The following is a 12,863-nucleotide window of genomic DNA, read 5'->3' as shown; positions in this document are numbered from 1 at the left end:
GACCTCAAGGGGGTGGGTCGACGAGAGCGGGTCAGCGCTTCGGGAGGGGGATCGTGCCGGTGGCGATGCGCTCGGTGGGCATGCGGTCGCGATCGTAGGTGATCTCGTCGTAGCCGTGCGGGGTGGGCAGGCCGTCCTCGCCGATGCTGACGAACACGATCTCGTCGATGGTGAGGATGCGCTTGCGCGTGATCATGTTGCGCGCGACGGCGCGCATCGTGAGCGAGGTCGTGCCGAAACGGGTGGCCTGCAGCCCGATCTCGATGAGGTCGCCCTGCACCGCCGACGCCTCGAACGTGATGGCGGAGATGTGCCGGGTGACGACGCGGTAGTTGCCGAGCTGCACGATCGCGTAGATCGCGGCCTCCTCGTCGATCCACTTCAGCAGGCTTCCGCCGAACAGCGTGCCGTTCGCGTTGAGGTCTTCCGGGCGCACCCACTTGCGGGTGCGGAAGTTCAGGCCGTCCTCGGACTGCCATGCGGGTGCTTTCTGTTTCGCCATGCCCCGAGGCTAGGCGGGTCGTGCGTCGGCGGTGTTACGTCGCGTTTTCCGGCGGGTGCACCCGCCGCCGCTCACAGCGGATCTGCTCCGGGCGGATTCGCTCCCGCCAGCGCCGGGGGAGCCGGAGGCTGGGGACATGAGCGAAGACAAACCTCTCCCGCAGTTCGGCCCCGAGGCCCGGCGCGCCCTGTTCCACGAGCGGGTGCTCGTCCTCGACGGCGCCCTCGACGACGACAACGGCACCCTCCTGATGACGCAGATCCTCGGCCTCTCCGCCGAGGATCCGGTGGCCGACATCGCCCTCTGGATCCACTCGCCCGGCGGGTCCGTGCCATCGATGCTGGCGATCCGCGACCTCATGCACCTCATCCCGAACGACGTCTCCACCCTCGCCCTCGGTCTCGCCTGCAGCGCCGGGCAGTTCCTGCTCTCCGCGGGGACGAAGGGCAAGCGGCGCGCTCTCCCGCACGCGCGGATCCTCATGCACCAGGGCTCGGCGGGGATCGGCGGATCGGCGGTGGAGATCGAGGCACAGGCCGACGACCTCCGGCACATGCGCGACACCGTCCTCGGCCTCATCGCCGACGACACCGGTCAGCCCCTCGCGCGGATCTTCGAGGACTCCCTCCACGACCGCTGGTACACCGCCGACGAGGCGCAGGACTACGGGTTCATCGACGAGATCGTGCAGTCGACGGCGGAGATCCTGCCGCGTCGTCGTGCGCGGGTGGGACTGGGGGCGGACGCATGAGCAGCTACACGATCCCGAACGTCATCGCCCAGCATCCGCGGGGTGAGCGGGTCATGGACGTGTACTCGCATCTGCTCGCCGAGCGCGTCATCTACCTCGGCACCGGCATCGACGCGGGGGTGGCCAACGCCCTCATCGCGCAGCTCCTGCACCTCGACGCGGACAGCGCGGAGACCGGCGTCCAGTTCTACATCAACAGTGAGGGCGGGGATCCCGGTGCCGCGCTGGCGATCTACGACACCATGCAGCACATCCGTCCGCGGATCGCGACGACGTGCGTCGGGCAGGCCATCGGTCCTGCGGCCCTGCTCGTCGCGGCGGGAGCGCCGGGGGAGCGGGCGGCCCTCGCCCACGCGCGCATCGTGCTGCATCAGCCGGCCGGTCAGTCGCGCGGAGCCATCCCGGACCTCATCCTCGCAGCCGACGAGGTCGTGCGGGTGCGCGCGGACATGGAGACGATCCTGGGTCGGCACACCGGCCGCTCTCTCGCGGAGCTCCGCGCCGACACCGACCGGGACCGGGTCTTCACCGCCGCCGCCGCCCTCGACTACGGCCTCATCGACACCGTGCTCGGTCCCCGTGATCCGGAGGCACGATGAGGTGACGGGTGCACGACGGATCTCCAGGATCCGTCGTGCACCCGGACCCCGGTCGTGCAGGGGAGACGGGTCAGGCGGCGAGGGCGAAGGCGCCGCGGGAGGCCGACACCACCGCCGCGGCGGGGGTGGCCTGACGAAGCTCCTCGGCGACCGCGCTCGTGAGCTCCACGAGGGTGGCGTCCAGGGCCCCGGCGATCGCGGCGATCATCTCGCTGGACGGTTCCTTCCGGCCGCGCTCGACCTCGGAGAGGTACTGCGGCGAGACCCCGGCCTTCTCCGCGGTCTCGCTGAGCGTCTCGCCGCGGTCATGGCGCCGCCGCCGGAGCTGATCCCCGAGCAGGTCGCGCCACAGCGGTTCGGGGCCGTTCGACGGCGGACGGACGGGATGCGGGGCGCGGGGGAACGGGACGATGTCGGCCATGCCTCACGATAAGCCGCCGTCTGTGCGGCGATCGAGACGTTCTGCTCAGAGCAGAACGCAGCTCACAGCGCCGCCGTGACGCCGGGAAGCAGCGCGCCCAGGATGTCCTGCAGCCGCTGCCGATCCTCCGCGGACAGCGGGTCGAGGATGAGCTCGCGGATCTGGGCCACGTGGACGGGCGCGGCCGCCCGGAGCATCTCCCGCCCCGCCGGGGTCAGCGTCGCGGAGAGCGTGCGCTTATCCGTGGAGCACGACGTCCGCTCCACCCACCCGCGCTCCTCCAGGGAGTCCAGGGCGTGGCTCAGACGCGACCGGCTGAGTCCGGCGATGCGCGCGAGCTCGGTCATGGTGACGGCCTCCTCGCCCTGCCCGGCGAGGGTCACCAGGATCGCGTAGCGGGCGTGGTTCAGGCCCACCTCGTCCTTCAGCGCCCGGTCGAGGACCTGGGGCAGCAGCTGGACGAACCGGATGATCGGGAGCCACGTCGCGAGCTCGTCGTCGTCGAGCCGCCGCGGGTGCCGCGTCTCGCTCATGTCGTGCTCCTCGGAGGTCACGCCGCGGTCAGGTCGATCGTGTGCGCCGTGTGGTCGCGCTTCGCCTGGAGGTAGCGCGAGTTCGCCTCCGACAGGTGCACCTCGGTGCGCACCCGTTCGGTGACATGGATGCCGAGGCCGTCGAGCTGTGCGGCCTTGTCGGGGTTGTTGCTCAGCAGGCGGATGCGGTCCACGCCCAGCGCGCGCAGCATCTGCGCCGCGACGGTGTAGTCCCGCTCATCCTCGCCGCGTCCGAGGGCCACGTTCGCCTCATAGGTATCGAGGCCGGCGTCCTGCAGCGCGTACGCGTCGAGCTTGGCGTAGAGCCCGATGCCGCGGCCTTCCTGCCGGAGGTAGAGGAGGAAGCCGCCCTCGGCGGCGATCCGCTCGACGGCCTCCCGCAGCTGCGGCCCGCAGTCGCAGCGCTCGGAGCCGAACACGTCTCCCGTGAGGCACTCGCTGTGCGGGCGGACGAGGGGAGCTTCGCCGCCGGCGGCAGAGCGGGCGAGCGCCGCCTGCCAGTCACCGAGTCCGAGCAGCAGGTGCTCGCGCCCGTCCACGAGTCCATCGAAGGTCACGACGTCGGCCGTCGTCGCGAAGCCGTCCGCGAAGCGCAGGGGCACCCGCACGCGGGTGCGCTCCGCGGCGACCGTTGAAGTTTCAATCATGTGAGGGGAAACGCCGTGGGCGCGTGGCTATTCCCGGGCCGCGAGGACCGTGTCGGTCCGTGACGGCGATCGACGCGTGGCGCCGCGGACTCGGTAGCCTCGCACCATGAGTCACTTCGTCTCCGCGGCAGAACTCCACGACCTCCTCGAGAACGGCGCCCCGATCCGGGTCGTCGACGTGCGCTGGCGCCTGGACCGTCCCGAGGCGGGCCCGGGCGACTACCGCTCTGGCCACATCCCCGGCGCCGTGTTCGCGTCGTTGGATCAGGAGCTCTCCACGCCCGGAGCGCCCACCGAGGGCCGGCATCCGCTCCCCTCGACGGAGACCCTGCAGGCGGCGGCACGGCGCTGGGGCGTGCGGCAGGGCGACACGGTCGTGGCCTACGACGACACCAAGGGACTCGCGGCGGCTCGGGCGTGGTGGCTGCTGCGGCAGGCCGGCGTCGAGGTCCGGGTGCTCGACGGCGGGCTGCGGGCCTGGACCGCGGCCGGATACGACCTGGCGACCGACGACGTCGTGCCGGAGACCGGTGACGTCGTCCTCGCGGATCCCGGCCAGGACGCCCTCTCGATCGACGAGGCGGCGGCGTTCCCGGAGACCGGGGTCCTGCTCGACGTGCGCGCCCCGGAGCGCTACCGCGGCGAGACCGAGCCGCTCGACCCGATCGCCGGACACATCCCCGGTGCCCGGAACCTCCCCACCACGCGGCACCTCGACGAGAGCGGGCGCATCCGTGACCGCGACACGGTCCTGGCGACGCTCGCGGAGGTCGGCATCACGGCCGAGACACCGGTCGCGGCGTACTGCGGCTCCGGTATCACGGCGGCGCATACGGCTCTCGTGCTGCAGGAGGTCGGCATCCCGGCGAAGGTCTTCCCCGGCTCCTGGAGCCAGTGGTCGAACACGCCGGGACGACCGGTCGCGACGGGTGATCAGCCGGGCTGATCGCCGCCGCGAGGGCCGTACCCCCAGCGCAGACCGAGGGCGCCGGGACCGAACGCCCGGCGGACCTGGTGCACCGACGTGCCGCGAGGTCGCGGGAGCGCGGTGACGACGGTGCCTCCGGCGGTCTCGACGAGCTCGTCGCACCAGTCCGGCACGGCATCGGGGTGGAAGCGCGTCCACACCAGGAGCTCGCGAGCCTGGCGGGACAGAGCATGCCCGGTCTCCCGATCCGAGGGGCGACCGGGCTCGTACTGCACCGACCACTCGACGACCGCGGTGTCCGGAGCCTCGAGCGGGACATCGAGCTCGATCAGCGCGCCGTGCGCCTCGCCGTTCGGGTGGGAGTAGCGCGCGGCGATCCGTCCGCCGGCCACGGCCGTGAGGAGCGGTGGAGGCCCGGGGACGCCGGGGGTGAGGTCGAGGACGGGGATGGCGGTGATCACGCCGCTCGTCGACTGCACGATGCTGCGGGTGAGGCAGGAGGACACCTCGCCGTCGGCGTCCACCTCCGTGACGGAGTGGACGGTGAGCTCCCGCGACGGGTCCGGGTACGTGGCGCCGAGGGCCGCGTAGACCTCGCGGACCGCCCGCTCCATGTCGACCTGCTCCAGCGGGAACCCCTGCGGCCCCAGGGGCCCGGTGCGGTGCGGACGCAGGAGCCTGCTCAACGCACCGGACTCGAGGCACAGCAGGTCCTCGATGTCGGCGAGGGCGGCGAGCGACTGCGGTCCTTCCGGGCGGCGGGCTCCCGACCGCCAGTAGCTCAGCGTGGCCATCGAGACGCGGTTGCCCCGGTCGCGGAGCTGTCGCTGCAACCACGACAGCGTCACCGGTCTCGCGTTGATCGCATCCCGCAGCGCCGCCGCGAACGCGTCCGGCGTCGCGGCCCTCTTCTCGTCGTCCCCAAAACCCATCACAGCCCCCACCCGGTATGTGAAGAACACACCTCTAGAGTGAGCATACGACCGCACGCGCACACCTCAGGGGACCAGGTGGGCAAGTGGGTCACGGGGCTGTGATGTCGCGGGGAGGGTGCCCGACCCTGCGGCAGCGGCCCGACGCAGTGATGCCCCCCTTGCTGCGTATGTCGTGAAGCCCGGCAATCGATCTGGGGAGATCCGCCGGGCTTCACGAGCATCCCCCGGCGCGTGCGGCTCGCGGCCCCGCGTAGACTGGTGGGGAAACCCCGGAGGATCTGGCCGTTATGTCTGCCCCTGCTCGCGCGTTCACCATGCGCCACGTGCAATTGCTGCGCGCGCTGTTCGCGGCCGTCGCCGCCCTGATGATCACCTTCTCCTCGGATCACTCCGCCGCGGTCGGTCTCGCCGTCTTCAGCGGCTTCGCGCTGGTCACCGCCCTGGTGCACATCCTCGCGGCCTGGCTCGTCCTCCCGTCGGGGTCGCGCTGGTCGGCGATCCTCCTGGCGGTCGTGAGCGCGATCGCCGGAATGGCCGGGGGCGTGCCGGCCTGGCGCACGGACGACATGTTCTTCATCGTGCTCATCACCTGGGGCGTGCTCAGCGGCGGCCTCGAGCTGCTCGCCGGCTTCCGCGCCCGCCGCGTCGGGGGAGCGCTCGCCACCGACGCGATCACGGTCGGGGCGCTGGGCGTGCTCCTCGCGGTCGTCCTGCTGCTGATCCCGTCGGGCTTCGTCCAGGAGTACACGATCGAGAAGGCGGGCACGTTCGAGCTGTCCGGCATCATCCTCGGCGTGGGGATGTTCGGCGGGTATGCGGCCATCGTCGCCGTCTTCCTCGGCATCGCCGGCCTCACCCCGAAGCGCGCGGACGCCGATGACGTCGCTGCCGCCCCCGAGAACGATGCGGCTCCTGTGGAGCACGGAGGAGAGCGATGAGCGACGACAAGCCCACCCGACGGGACATCCTCCGGCCCCTCCACCTGCTCGGCATCGCCCTGGGCTGCGGCGTGTTCGCCATGGTGGTCACCCTCGTCTCCACCGGCGCCTTCACCCTCCGCGTGAACACCGCCATCGCGAACGGCACCTATGAGGGTCTCACCCCGGTGGCGCTGAGCCTCGTCGTGGGCGGCGGCGCCTTCATCGCGACCCTCCTGATCCTCGCGATGCTCATGCTCGCGGTCGATCCCGCCGACGTCACGAAGACCGTCGACCGCCCCGTGCTGTACGACGCGGAGGACGAGGGCGCGAGCGACGGCCCCACCGACGAGCCGGGACGCCCCGCCTCCTCGTGACGCGGAGATCGGGCGGAATATCGGTGAGGTCGTTCCGCTTGTCTCTGGAGTGACTGCCTCCGTCGACCGCGCCTCCATCGGACTCCGGTCGGAGCGGGGACCCATCCTCGGCGCGCTCATGCTCGCCACCGGCCTCATCGCGATCGACGCGACGATCCTCGCCACCGCGGTGCCGAGCATCGTGCGCGACCTCGGCAGCTACCAGCAGTTCCCCTGGCTGTTCTCGGTGTACCTCCTGGCGCAGGCCGTGAGCGTGCCCATCTACTCCCGCTTCGCGGACACCGTGGGTCGCAAGCCGATCATCCTGCTCGGCATCGCCCTCTTCCTGCTCGGATCCGTCCTCTGCGGGTTCGCCTGGAGCATGCCGGCGCTGATCGTCTTCCGCATCATCCAGGGCATCGGTGCCGGTGCCGTCGCGCCGATGTCGATGACCATCGTCGGCGACATCTACACGGTCGCCGAGCGCGCGAAGGTGCAGGGATACGTCGCCAGCGTCTGGGCCATCTCCTCGGTGGTGGGCCCCGCACTCGGCGGCATCTTCGCCCAGCTCGACGCCTGGCGATGGATCTTCTGGATCAACGTGCCCCTGTGCCTGATCGCCGGATGGATGCTGCTGCGCACGTACAAGGATCAGAAGCAGACCCAGCGGCACAGCATCGACTACGGGGGCGCGGTGCTGCTCACGATCGGGTTGACCGCGCTCATCCTCGGCATGCTGGAGGGCGGGAACGCCTGGGCGTGGCTGTCCGTGCCGAGTGCCCTCTGCTTCGGGATCGGGGCGGTCGCGCTCGGGGCCTTCGGGTTCGTCGAGCGCCGGGTGGCGGAGCCGATCGTCGATCTGCGCCTCGTGACCCGTCGGCTCATCCTCACGACCACGGTGGTCTCGCTCGGCATCGGGGCGCTCATGCTCGGCGTGACCAGCTTCGCCCCGGCCTACCTCGAGGGGTCCATCGGCATCGCTCCGCTGCTGTCGGGTCTGGCGGTGGCCGCTCTGACCCTCGGCTGGCCGCTCGCCGCCGCGAACGCCGGACGGCTGTACCTGCGCATCGGCTTCCGTCGCACCACGCTCATCGGCATGAGCATCACGACCGTCGCAGCCGTCGCGCTCGCCGCCGTCGCCTCCTGGCCGAACCCGTTCATCGTCGCCGGCATCGCGTTCCTCCTCGGCTTCGGGCTCGGGTGGAGCGCGGCCCCGACCCTCATCGCCGCACAGGCCTCGGTCGGCTGGGGGGAGCGGGGCGCGGTGACCGGGATGAACGCGTTCGCACGGTCAGCGGGAAGCGCCGTGGGCGTGGCGGTGTTCGGGGCGATCTCGAACGCGGTCATCGCGCAGGGTGCGGGACCCGATGACCCCGACACGATCGTCCGCGCGTCGGTGTGGGTGTTCGTCGCGGTCGCCGTGACCGCGGTTCTCACCCTCCTGGCGGCGTCGTTCATGCCGAAGGACAGGGTCGAGGAGCACTCCGGGGAGTCGGGCTCCTAGCTCCTCAGCGGGCGAGGCGCTCCGCGATGCCGGTGTAGGTCGCGGGGGTCAGCGCGAGGAGCCGCTGCTTGGCCGCGTCCCCGATCTCCAGACCCTCCACGAACGACGCGAGGTCGGCGGCGCCGACGCGGTGCCCACGGGTGAGCTCCTTGAGCAGCGCATACGGGTCCTGGATGCTCGACCGGCCGGCGACGACCTCGGCGCGGATCACCGTCTGGATCGCCTCGGCGAGCACCTCCCAGTTCACGTCGAGGTCGGCGAGCAGCACATCACGCGAGAGCGAGATCGCGTTCAGGCCGCGGCGCAGGTTGTCGAGAGCGAGCAGCGAGTGCCCGAACGCGACGCCGATGTTGCGCTGAGTCGTGGAGTCGGTGAGGTCGCGCTGCAGCCGGCTCGTGACCAGCGTCTGGCCCAGCGACGCGAGCAGGGCTCCCGAGATCTCGAGGTTGGCCTCGGCGTTCTCGAAGCGGATCGGGTTGATCTTGTGCGGCATGGTCGAGGAGCCGGTGGCGCCGGCGACCGGGATCTGCGCGAAGTAGCCGAGCGAGATGTAGGTCCAGATGTCCGTCGCGAGGTTGTGCAGGATCCCGCCGGCGTGACGCACGCGGTCGTAGAGCTCGACCTGCCAGTCGTGCGACTCGATCTGCGTCGTGAGCGGGTTGAAGCCCAGGCCCAGTCCCTCGATGTACTCGCGGGCGATGGTCGGCCAGTCGGCGTCCGGGTCGGCTGCGAGGTGAGCGGACCAGGTGCCGGTCGCCCCGGAGAACTTCGCGAGGTACTCGGAGCCGGCGATCTGGCTGCGCACGCGCTCGAGACGCCAGGCGAAGACCGCGAGCTCCTTGCCCATCGTCGAGGGGGTGGCGGGCTGCCCGTGCGTGCGGGACAGCATGGCGGCGTCGGCGTGCTCGACCGCGAGCTCGCGCAGCTTCGCGATCACGGTGTCGAGGGCCGGGAGCCAGACCTCCTCGACCGCGCGCTTGACGGTGAGGGCGTAGGACGCGGAGTTGATGTCCTCGCTCGTGCAGGCGAAGTGCGTCAGCTCGGCGATGCGGTCGAGGCCGAGCGTGGAGAGCCGGTCGCGGACGAGGTACTCGATGGCCTTCACATCGTGCTGCGTGACGGCCTCCTTCTCGGCGAGCCAGTCGATCTCGGCCTGCCCGAAGTCGCGGTACAGGGCGCGCAGGCGCTCCTTGTCGTCGTCCGACAGCGGGGTCGTCTCGAACAGCGAACGGTCGGTGAGGGCGATCAGCCATTCCACCTCCACCTCGACCCTGGCGCGGTTGAGTCCGGCCTCGGAGAGGAAGTCGGCGAGCCCGGTGACGGCACCGCGATAGCGGCCGTCGAGGGGGCTGAGGGGCTGCGGCGGGAGTGAAGGCTGGAAAGTCAGGGGAGTCCTCCTGATGAGGCCCCGAAGGTTCGGGGCGTGCGGGGCAGGCGCAGGGCGGGTTCGAGCTGGCGGAACAAGCCGCGAGTCGCCGTCTCGATCATACCGAGCACCGAATCGAACATCTCCGGGCCGGCGTAGTACGGGTCGGGGACGTCGTGCGTCGAGGCATCGGGATCGAAGGCGAGGAGGAGGGTCACCTTGCCGTCCTCGTCTTCGTCCCCGGCCCATTCGCGGAGGATGCGCTCGTGCGTGCGGTCCAGGGCCACCACGAGGTCGTTCTCGGCGAAGGAGGCGGCGGTGAACTGGCGGGCGCGGTGCAGCGAGCCGTCATAGCCACGGCGGGCGAGGGCGTCGATGGTGCGGTGGTCGGCGCGCTCTCCGAGGTGCCAGTCCCCGGTGCCCGCGCTGCGCGAGACGATCTGGGAGCCGAGACCCTGCCGCTCCGCGAGGTCCCGGAACACGACCTCCGCCATGGGGGAGCGGCAAATGTTGCCGGTGCAGACGAAGATCACGCGGAAGGGATCTCGGGCTGTCACGGATCCATTCTGCCGGTCGATGCCGTTCCTGCACAGCGGGCATCGGATCGCGGGGTGCTCGAGCCTCCTGCACGGTGCTGGGGGAGAACGGGCTCTCCACTGGTCGTGGCCGTCTGACGGGGCCCTGGCCGTAACGGACGCGGTCCGGCGGAAGGCTGGGTCCATGTCGTCCTTCGTCCTCACCGCGCCCTCTGCCGACGTCGATCCTGCGCTGCGGGCCGGAGTGCTGTCCGAGCTGGACGCCGCCATCGCGGGGCTCGACGATCTCGCTTCCACGCTGACGGCGCTGCGTGACGCGTGCGCCTGGGAGTCCGACGGCGTCGAGGCGCTGCGATGGGCCCTCTGGCGGCTGTCGGACGACACGGCGACGGTGCGCCGGACGCTGCAGGCGTGCCGCGGGGAGGTCGAGGGTGCATGAGCGGGCTCGACATCGACCACGGCGGCGCGATCGCGGTGGACACGGCGCAGCTCCGCGAGCTCGCGGTGCGCGTGCGGGCCGCCGAGCCGGTGTGCGCGGAGGTGCAGGACGCGGTGGGGCGTGCCGAGGCGCTGCTCGGCTCCGCCGCATGGACCGCGCTCGCCTCGGCGGCGTGGTCCCTGCGGTCCGCAGTGACGGCGCTGGAGGCGCTCGCGGCGCGTGTCCAGGAGACGGCCGCCGATCTCGACCTCATGGCCGAGGTCTACGAGGTGGTCGAGCTGCGGGCGCAGGCGGAGGCGCTGGCGCGGACGGATACGGTTGCGGCCGCTGCGGTGGAGGGGCGCCTGCGGCTGCTCCTCGCCGGCGACGAGCGTCTGGCCGCGCTGGCCGACGCGCGGGAGCGGATGGCGGACGACCGACGCTTCCGTGGCTTGGGCGACCAGTTCGACGCCGGGGGACTGCTTCCACCGGTGTTCCTGGGCGGCGCTGTCGTCGGCGTGACGTCGGGGCTGGGGCGGGTGCGACCGGGGATGGCACTCGGCGCGACGGCGGATCCGGTGCGGGTATCGGTCACCTCGCGTTCCCGCCCGGCCGGGGCTCCGAACGGACTGGCCAGCGCCTTCGGGCGCCTGCCCTCCGCTTCCGGGGCGCAGGTGGCGATCGAGAAGTACACGGTTCCGGGCGAGTCTCCGCGCTACGTCGCCTACGTCTCGGGCAGCCGCTCGATGTCCCTCCGGGAGGGCGGGGGTGTCGAGGCCTGGGACATGAAGTCGAACATCGAGCTCTACACCGGGGGCCGGTCCGCGTCGTATCAGGCGACCCTCGACGCGCTGGCCGCGGCGGGCGCGAGACCCGGGGATCGGGTGGACGTCGTCGCCCACTCGCAGGGTGGCATGATCGCGGCGCACCTGTCGATGGAGAGCGCGTTCACGGTGACGACCCAGATCACCGCCGGGAGCCCGGTCGAGCCGACGCTGCCCGCCGACCAGACGCTCGTGCAGCTCCGGCACACCGACGACGCGGTGTCCGCGCTCGCCGCAGGAGGGGCGAGGGAGGGCACGGGGTCCGCCGACAGCTTCACCGCGAGCCGGGTGGGCGACACGGATGCCGGTCGCCAGGACCTCGCGCTCGAGACCCACTCCCTGGAGAACTACATCGATACCGCGGCGATGGTCGACGCCTCCGCCGACCCGCGGGCGGTGGCTCTCGACGCCTACTGGGCCGACCTCGACCGCGCCGTCACCGTCGAACGCACCGAGTACCGCGCGGAGCGGGTGCTCCCCGATCCGTGAGCCGTACGCGCCCTCCGCAGACGGGTCAGTCGCGGCGGGAGCGCTTGTTCTGCGGACGCAGGATGAAGCCGAAGATGCCGTTGATGATCGAGATGATCAGCGCGGCGAGCACTCCCCACCAGAACGACTCGACCGACAGGCCCCACCCGAAGCTGCTGGTGATCCACGCGGTCAGCCAGAGCAGGAAGCCGTTGATGAGGAAGCCGATGAGGCCGAACGTGAGGATGTACAGCGGGAAGGCGACGATCTTCACGATCGTGCCGATGATGGTGTTCACCAGCGCGAAGAGGGCGCCGACCGCGAGGAGCGTCAGGACGAGCTGCAGCGTCTCGCCCGGCGGGAAGGCGCGCACCGTGACCTGGAGCACGGGGATGAGCGTGACGACCCAGATGGCGAACGCGTTGACGACGACCCGGATGATGAAGCGCATGATGCGTTCAGTCTCCCACGCGGGGCCCGCGGTGTCAGCCGCGGTCGTCCACGGGACGGATGTGGGCGGCGAGAACCTGGGCGATCTCCCCGAGATCCATCCGGCTCTGCGCGACATCGATGACGAACTCGAAGGCTTCGTCGTTCGTGAAGGTGATGTCGTAGCCGTTCAGCCGGATGAAGATGAAGGTGAGATAGAGCGCTGTGCGCTTGTTCCCGTCGAACAGTGCGTGATTCTGGGCGACGGAGCTCATCAGGGCCGCCGCCTTCTCCGCGAACGTCGGATACGCATCGACGCCGAACATGCCGGCGGCGGGTCGCGCCAGGGCGGAGAAGAGCAGCCCCTCGTCGCGCACATGCAGGCCGAGCTTCGCGATCAGCGCGAGGGCCTGCTCGGGCTCGACGTACTCGGTGGCCATCGATCAGGCGTCTTCGAGGCGCGTGATGGCGTCGCCGTAGCGTTCGGTCACCTCGTCCGCGAGCGCCAGAACTCGATCCGTCTTGGACTCGCTGTTCGCGAACCGGGTGGCCGCCTCGATGATCACGGCGTGCTTGGAGACGTGCCGGGCTCGTGCGATGTCTTCGAGCCGGGCATCGAGTTCCTCAGGGAGTCGCACCGTCATAGCCATACCAGAATGGTATCACCGCACCCTCGGCCTCGAAAGGGTGGCGGGCCGCACGTCCTAG

General features: G+C 71.0%; 18 protein-coding genes. 8 read left to right on the top strand and 10 right to left on the bottom strand.

Annotated elements, in window-relative coordinates; all coding sequences use genetic code 11:
• Nucleotides 1–31: 31 nt before the first annotated feature.
• Entirely contained in the window at nucleotides 32–502 is a 471-nt protein-coding gene (locus AC2W7E_RS04835; protein WP_081811533.1) for an acyl-CoA thioesterase, read from the bottom strand.
• Nucleotides 503–638: 136 nt separating this feature from the next.
• Between AC2W7E_RS04835 and AC2W7E_RS04830 the strand changes: the two genes are divergently transcribed.
• A complete protein-coding gene (locus AC2W7E_RS04830; protein ID WP_485988651.1) occupies nucleotides 639–1,253 on the top strand; it encodes a ClpP family protease in 615 nt (204 codons plus the stop codon).
• Nucleotides 1,250–1,852, top strand: a complete 603-nt coding sequence (locus tag AC2W7E_RS04825) for a ClpP family protease (RefSeq protein WP_485988650.1) — start codon at nucleotides 1,250–1,252, stop codon at nucleotides 1,850–1,852. Before AC2W7E_RS04830 ends, AC2W7E_RS04825 begins: the two co-directional genes overlap by 4 nt.
• Before the next feature lie 70 nt (nucleotides 1,853–1,922).
• Here the strand turns inward: AC2W7E_RS04825 and AC2W7E_RS04820 are convergent, their stop codons facing one another.
• From AC2W7E_RS04820 to AC2W7E_RS04810, 3 genes are all read right to left on the bottom strand, one after another.
• Nucleotides 1,923–2,273, bottom strand: coding sequence for a helix-turn-helix domain-containing protein (locus AC2W7E_RS04820; protein WP_062637860.1), 351 nt, complete (start codon nucleotides 2,271–2,273; stop codon nucleotides 1,923–1,925).
• Nucleotides 2,274–2,335: 62 nt separating this feature from the next.
• On the bottom strand, nucleotides 2,336–2,806 hold the full coding sequence (locus tag AC2W7E_RS04815; RefSeq protein ID WP_062767021.1) for a MarR family winged helix-turn-helix transcriptional regulator: 471 nt from the start codon (nucleotides 2,804–2,806) through the stop codon (nucleotides 2,336–2,338).
• A 17-nt stretch (nucleotides 2,807–2,823) separates the two neighbouring features.
• The gene (locus tag AC2W7E_RS04810; protein WP_025102761.1) at nucleotides 2,824–3,474 is read right to left on the bottom strand and encodes a GTP cyclohydrolase II; all 651 of its coding nucleotides are present in this window, start codon (nucleotides 3,472–3,474) and stop codon (nucleotides 2,824–2,826) included.
• Between the two features lie 106 nt (nucleotides 3,475–3,580).
• On the opposite strand from AC2W7E_RS04810, the gene AC2W7E_RS04805 reads away from it, so the two are divergent.
• Complete coding sequence (locus AC2W7E_RS04805) at nucleotides 3,581–4,420, top strand: sulfurtransferase (protein WP_315107919.1); 840 nt, start codon at nucleotides 3,581–3,583, stop codon at nucleotides 4,418–4,420.
• Here AC2W7E_RS04805 and AC2W7E_RS04800 read toward each other — a convergent pair.
• A complete protein-coding gene (locus AC2W7E_RS04800) occupies nucleotides 4,408–5,334 on the bottom strand; it encodes a hypothetical protein (RefSeq protein WP_025102759.1) in 927 nt (308 codons plus the stop codon). The genes AC2W7E_RS04805 and AC2W7E_RS04800 overlap by 13 nt on opposite strands.
• Nucleotides 5,335–5,624: 290 nt before the next feature.
• On the opposite strand from AC2W7E_RS04800, the gene AC2W7E_RS04795 reads away from it, so the two are divergent.
• Genes AC2W7E_RS04795 through AC2W7E_RS04785 form a run of 3 tightly spaced genes read left to right on the top strand, consistent with a single transcriptional unit; the run spans nucleotide 5,625 to nucleotide 8,114 of the window.
• Nucleotides 5,625–6,275: a hypothetical protein gene (locus tag AC2W7E_RS04795; protein ID WP_025102758.1), complete on the top strand. Its 651-nt coding sequence runs from the start codon at nucleotides 5,625–5,627 to the stop codon at nucleotides 6,273–6,275.
• Nucleotides 6,272–6,631, top strand: a complete 360-nt coding sequence (locus AC2W7E_RS04790) for a hypothetical protein (RefSeq protein WP_025102757.1) — start codon at nucleotides 6,272–6,274, stop codon at nucleotides 6,629–6,631. The genes AC2W7E_RS04795 and AC2W7E_RS04790 overlap by 4 nt, the downstream gene beginning before the upstream one ends.
• A 49-nt stretch (nucleotides 6,632–6,680) precedes the next feature.
• The gene (locus AC2W7E_RS04785; protein WP_485988649.1) at nucleotides 6,681–8,114 is read left to right on the top strand and encodes an MFS transporter; all 1,434 of its coding nucleotides are present in this window, start codon (nucleotides 6,681–6,683) and stop codon (nucleotides 8,112–8,114) included.
• A gap of 4 nt (nucleotides 8,115–8,118) precedes the next feature.
• Here AC2W7E_RS04785 and purB read toward each other — a convergent pair whose 3' ends face one another.
• Together purB and AC2W7E_RS04775 are read right to left on the bottom strand one after the other, a co-directional pair.
• Nucleotides 8,119–9,501, bottom strand: coding sequence for an adenylosuccinate lyase (gene purB, locus AC2W7E_RS04780; RefSeq protein WP_051582177.1), 1,383 nt, complete (start codon nucleotides 9,499–9,501; stop codon nucleotides 8,119–8,121).
• On the bottom strand, nucleotides 9,498–10,037 hold the full coding sequence (locus AC2W7E_RS04775) for a low molecular weight protein-tyrosine-phosphatase (RefSeq protein WP_025102754.1): 540 nt from the start codon (nucleotides 10,035–10,037) through the stop codon (nucleotides 9,498–9,500). Before AC2W7E_RS04775 ends, purB begins: the two co-directional genes overlap by 4 nt.
• 163 nt (nucleotides 10,038–10,200) lie before the next feature.
• Between AC2W7E_RS04775 and AC2W7E_RS04770 the strand changes: the two genes are divergently transcribed.
• The gene (locus tag AC2W7E_RS04770; protein WP_025102753.1) at nucleotides 10,201–10,455 is read left to right on the top strand and encodes a hypothetical protein; all 255 of its coding nucleotides are present in this window, start codon (nucleotides 10,201–10,203) and stop codon (nucleotides 10,453–10,455) included.
• Entirely contained in the window at nucleotides 10,452–11,747 is a 1,296-nt protein-coding gene (locus AC2W7E_RS04765; RefSeq protein ID WP_025102752.1) for a hypothetical protein, read from the top strand. The genes AC2W7E_RS04770 and AC2W7E_RS04765 overlap by 4 nt, the downstream gene beginning before the upstream one ends.
• 25 nt (nucleotides 11,748–11,772) lie before the next feature.
• Here the strand turns inward: AC2W7E_RS04765 and AC2W7E_RS04760 are convergent, their stop codons facing one another.
• Genes AC2W7E_RS04760 through AC2W7E_RS04750 form a run of 3 tightly spaced genes read right to left on the bottom strand, consistent with a single transcriptional unit; the run spans nucleotide 11,773 to nucleotide 12,805 of the window.
• Entirely contained in the window at nucleotides 11,773–12,177 is a 405-nt protein-coding gene (locus tag AC2W7E_RS04760; RefSeq protein ID WP_025102751.1) for a phage holin family protein, read from the bottom strand.
• A gap of 34 nt (nucleotides 12,178–12,211) precedes the next feature.
• A complete protein-coding gene (locus AC2W7E_RS04755) occupies nucleotides 12,212–12,595 on the bottom strand; it encodes a type II toxin-antitoxin system death-on-curing family toxin (RefSeq protein WP_025102750.1) in 384 nt (127 codons plus the stop codon).
• A 3-nt stretch (nucleotides 12,596–12,598) separates the two neighbouring features.
• Nucleotides 12,599–12,805, bottom strand: a complete 207-nt coding sequence (locus AC2W7E_RS04750) for a ribbon-helix-helix protein, CopG family (RefSeq protein WP_029989149.1) — start codon at nucleotides 12,803–12,805, stop codon at nucleotides 12,599–12,601.
• Nucleotides 12,806–12,863 lie beyond the last annotated feature (58 nt).

Source organism: Microbacterium sp. CFSPD4_SD4, from assembly GCF_057364585.1.
Note: the sequence above shows the minus strand (reverse complement) of the source record. Positions and strands in the feature narration are given on the sequence as shown.

What these genes read in the sequence shown, in the direction of transcription:
- AC2W7E_RS04765 (WP_025102752.1), top strand. Translation starts at nt 10,452, where the DNA reads ATGAGCGGGCTCGACATCGACCACGGCGGCGCGATCGCGGTGGACACG.
- AC2W7E_RS04800 (WP_025102759.1), bottom strand. Translation starts at nt 5,334, where the DNA reads ATGGGTTTTGGGGACGACGAGAAGAGGGCCGCGACGCCGGACGCGTTC.
- AC2W7E_RS04830 (WP_485988651.1), top strand. Translation starts at nt 639, where the DNA reads ATGAGCGAAGACAAACCTCTCCCGCAGTTCGGCCCCGAGGCCCGGCGC.
- AC2W7E_RS04750 (WP_029989149.1), bottom strand. Translation starts at nt 12,805, where the DNA reads ATGGCTATGACGGTGCGACTCCCTGAGGAACTCGATGCCCGGCTCGAA.
- AC2W7E_RS04770 (WP_025102753.1), top strand. Translation starts at nt 10,201, where the DNA reads ATGTCGTCCTTCGTCCTCACCGCGCCCTCTGCCGACGTCGATCCTGCG.
- AC2W7E_RS04815 (WP_062767021.1), bottom strand. Translation starts at nt 2,806, where the DNA reads ATGAGCGAGACGCGGCACCCGCGGCGGCTCGACGACGACGAGCTCGCG.
- AC2W7E_RS04755 (WP_025102750.1), bottom strand. Translation starts at nt 12,595, where the DNA reads ATGGCCACCGAGTACGTCGAGCCCGAGCAGGCCCTCGCGCTGATCGCG.
- AC2W7E_RS04760 (WP_025102751.1), bottom strand. Translation starts at nt 12,177, where the DNA reads ATGCGCTTCATCATCCGGGTCGTCGTCAACGCGTTCGCCATCTGGGTC.
- AC2W7E_RS04810 (WP_025102761.1), bottom strand. Translation starts at nt 3,474, where the DNA reads ATGATTGAAACTTCAACGGTCGCCGCGGAGCGCACCCGCGTGCGGGTG.
- AC2W7E_RS04795 (WP_025102758.1), top strand. Translation starts at nt 5,625, where the DNA reads ATGTCTGCCCCTGCTCGCGCGTTCACCATGCGCCACGTGCAATTGCTG.
- AC2W7E_RS04805 (WP_315107919.1), top strand. Translation starts at nt 3,581, where the DNA reads ATGAGTCACTTCGTCTCCGCGGCAGAACTCCACGACCTCCTCGAGAAC.
- AC2W7E_RS04825 (WP_485988650.1), top strand. Translation starts at nt 1,250, where the DNA reads ATGAGCAGCTACACGATCCCGAACGTCATCGCCCAGCATCCGCGGGGT.
- AC2W7E_RS04790 (WP_025102757.1), top strand. Translation starts at nt 6,272, where the DNA reads ATGAGCGACGACAAGCCCACCCGACGGGACATCCTCCGGCCCCTCCAC.
- AC2W7E_RS04835 (WP_081811533.1), bottom strand. Translation starts at nt 502, where the DNA reads ATGGCGAAACAGAAAGCACCCGCATGGCAGTCCGAGGACGGCCTGAAC.
- AC2W7E_RS04820 (WP_062637860.1), bottom strand. Translation starts at nt 2,273, where the DNA reads ATGGCCGACATCGTCCCGTTCCCCCGCGCCCCGCATCCCGTCCGTCCG.